The following is a 2,732-nucleotide window of genomic DNA, read 5'->3' on the forward strand; positions in this document are numbered from 1 at the left end:
TGCCCATGGAAATCGATGCGGAAAACCCCAAGTCCAAGCATGCGCCAAAGCCGGGGACGCGCAGGGCCCCGCTTGATCCCTTCGCGGCTGCTGCCATTCGGCTCCTGATTCTGACCGGCGCGCGTCTTCGCGAGGTCCTTCACCTCAGATGGTCCGATGTGGATCTGGGACGGAGCCTACTTTTTCTCCCCGACAGCAAGACCGGGAAGAAGGTCGTATATTTGAGCGATCAGGCTGCCGCCGTCATCAAGTCCCTGCCGCCCATAGAAGGCACCGTCTACGTCATCGCCGGTGGCAAGGCAGGTCGCCCCCGATCAGACCTGAAGCGCCCGTGGGCAGCCATTCGAAAGGCCGCCAAGCTGCAGGACGTTCGCATCCATGACTGGCGGCATAGCTTCGCTAGCATCGCGGTCGGCGAGAACATGGGTCTTCCCGTAGTTGGAAAGCTTCTTGGCCATGCCAATCAGGCGACGACCCAGCGGTACGCGCATCTCGACAGCAATCCGCTCAAGAAGGCTGCGGATGTCATCGGAAACCGGATCGAGTCGGCCATGTCTGGCGGAAAAGATGATTTAAAAGTAGATTAAATTATCTGATAACTAAGAATGCGCACACTGACGGAAAAAATTATTGCCGTTCTATTTCAAGGGATAATGCGGAGATAGCAGGTCTACTAAAAACAAGGTACTTCCAAACCGAATATTCCTGAGTATGTGGAAGGTCGCTCACATGTTCTGGAGTGACCTGATGAAAAGCGACCTCTACACGTCAACTGCCGTCCCGGAAAAATACTATCGCACCCCCGCGGCGTCCAAATTTCTCGATGAAGCGCTCGGGGTCCCAGCTGCTCCCAGAACGTTGACCAAGCTCCGTGTCACGGGTGGCGGGCCGCGGTTTCACCGCTTCGGTCGAAACATCGTGTATTCTGGCGCGGACCTGCTTGAATGGGCGAAAAGCAGGCTGTCACGCAAGCTCAGCAGCACCTCGGACGACGACAATTCAAACTGAAACCGGTCCGCCGTGGTGCAGCGGACCGGATGCTTTGATGTACCTTTAACAGCAATCTTCTTAGCATTTTTGTCGCGTCTGCACAACGGCTCCAACTCAAAGGAGCTCGAAATGAGTTACAATCCGAAGGATCCTACTGGCTCTCAAACTGACGATGATTATGATCCGTCAGCTACAGAGGGCGCGGCAAATGATACTGGCCACGAGGAGGCGGTCAGCATGCTCGACCATGCTCTTCGACTTGGCCAAGACGGAATTCCCATCTTCCCATGCAAGCTAAACAAACAACCATATGTCGCAGGTGGCTTCAAAGCAGCGACGACGGATCCGAATCAAGTCCGTGCATGGTGGTCGAAGTGGCCCGATGCTCTTATTGGCATGCCAACAGGGGCGGCGTCCGGCACTGCTGTGCTTGATCTCGATCTCCGTCGTGATGAGGCTGGAAACGTCATCACAGATGGTCTGGCATTGATCCAGAGGGTCATGGAAGATAATGGCTGGGAAATGCCCGACACGGTCGTCGTCGAGACGCCCAGCGGCGGTTATCACGTCTATTTCCAGCATCAGGCTGGCTTCACGAATTCGGCCGGGAAAATTGGCGACGGCATCGACACCCGTGGCGATGGCGGTTACGTCATCGTCCCGCCGTCGCGTCTCCCGGATGGGCGATGCTACACGACCGTTTCGGGGCCAGATGTGACGCGCGCGGATGCCCCGGAATGGCTGGCCATAGCCTTTCGTGAGCATCGGTTTCCGGAGGCTGAGCAACCCAACGAGGGGGCTTCGGATGGTGACCAATCCCCCATGGAAGGTCACCACTCCCAAGAAGGCCAGAACAGTCCTTATGGCATGGCGGCCTTGGAGGGCGAATGCGCGGCAGTCGCAGCTGCACCTCAAGGTACCCGCAACGACCTTTTGAACAAGGCTGCATTTCGTATGGGGCAACTCGTCCTGCGGAAGTATCTCCTGCGCGCGGTTGTTGAGGGACGGTTGATGGGGGCCGCACTACATGCTGGTCTGGGTGAGGAAGAAGCCCGGCGGTCAATACGCTCGGGCCTTGATGCCGGCATGAAGAAGCCGCGGCCGGGCACGGACGGCACTCATAGCGATGCCAAGAAGTCTGAGACGCCGTCCAGAATCAGCGCGGCTCCCTATAGCTGGCGTCAGGGGGCCGAGATTGAGCGCCGTGCGTGGCTTTACCGACCTCACCTGTTACGGAAGTATGTGTCGGTGACGGTCGCGCCCGGCGGCGTTGGTAAATCCTCGCTCGTGATTGCAGACTCGATTTCCATGATATCCGGCAGGACATTGCTCCGGTCGGAACCCACATCTGTTCTGAACGTCTGGTTGTTCAATGGCGAAGATCCAAAGGACGAGCTCGAAAGGCGGCTTGCCGCCACGCTTCAACATTATGAACTCCAACGCGATGACTGTCGGGGCCAGCTTTATGTCAACAGCGGTCGTGATACTCCATTGATCATCGCGAAACAGGATCGTAATGGCACGACAATCTATGAACCGGTCGTCGAGGCCCTCGTCGCGGAGCTGATCGAAAAAAAGATAGACGTGTTGATCGTTGATCCATTCGTTTCGTGCCACGGGGTGCAGGAGAATGACAACAACGCGATTGATCAGGTCGCCAAGCTCTTTGCGCAGGTTGCCGAAGGGGCAAATTGTGCCATCGAGCTTGTTCACCACAGCCGAAAGGCCAACGGCAATGAAGT

3 protein-coding genes are annotated in these 2,732 nt (G+C 56.9%); all 3 read left to right on the forward strand.

Annotated features, from left to right (window positions below; translation table 11 throughout):
• Positions 1 to 587, forward strand: a 587-nt coding sequence (locus tag WCJ41_RS21335; RefSeq protein WP_336907853.1) for a site-specific integrase, incomplete at its 5' end; no start/stop codon positions are given.
• Between the two features lie 160 nt (positions 588 to 747).
• The gene (locus WCJ41_RS21340) at positions 748 to 1,008 is read left to right on the forward strand and encodes a hypothetical protein (protein WP_336907854.1); all 261 of its coding nucleotides are present in this window, start codon (positions 748 to 750) and stop codon (positions 1,006 to 1,008) included.
• Between the two features lie 12 nt (positions 1,009 to 1,020).
• Positions 1,021 to 2,732: bifunctional DNA primase/polymerase (locus tag WCJ41_RS21345; RefSeq protein ID WP_336907855.1), on the forward strand; the 1,712-nt coding region annotated here is incomplete at its 3' end.

It is taken from the genome of Aestuariivirga sp. (assembly GCF_037139295.1).
Classification (GTDB): domain Bacteria; phylum Pseudomonadota; class Alphaproteobacteria; order Rhizobiales; family Aestuariivirgaceae; genus Aestuariivirga.

Bases quoted from the DNA above. Each gene is read 5' to 3' on its own strand.
- WCJ41_RS21340 (WP_336907854.1), top strand. From the start codon at position 748: ATGAAAAGCGACCTCTACACGTCAACTGCCGTCCCGGAAAAATACTAT.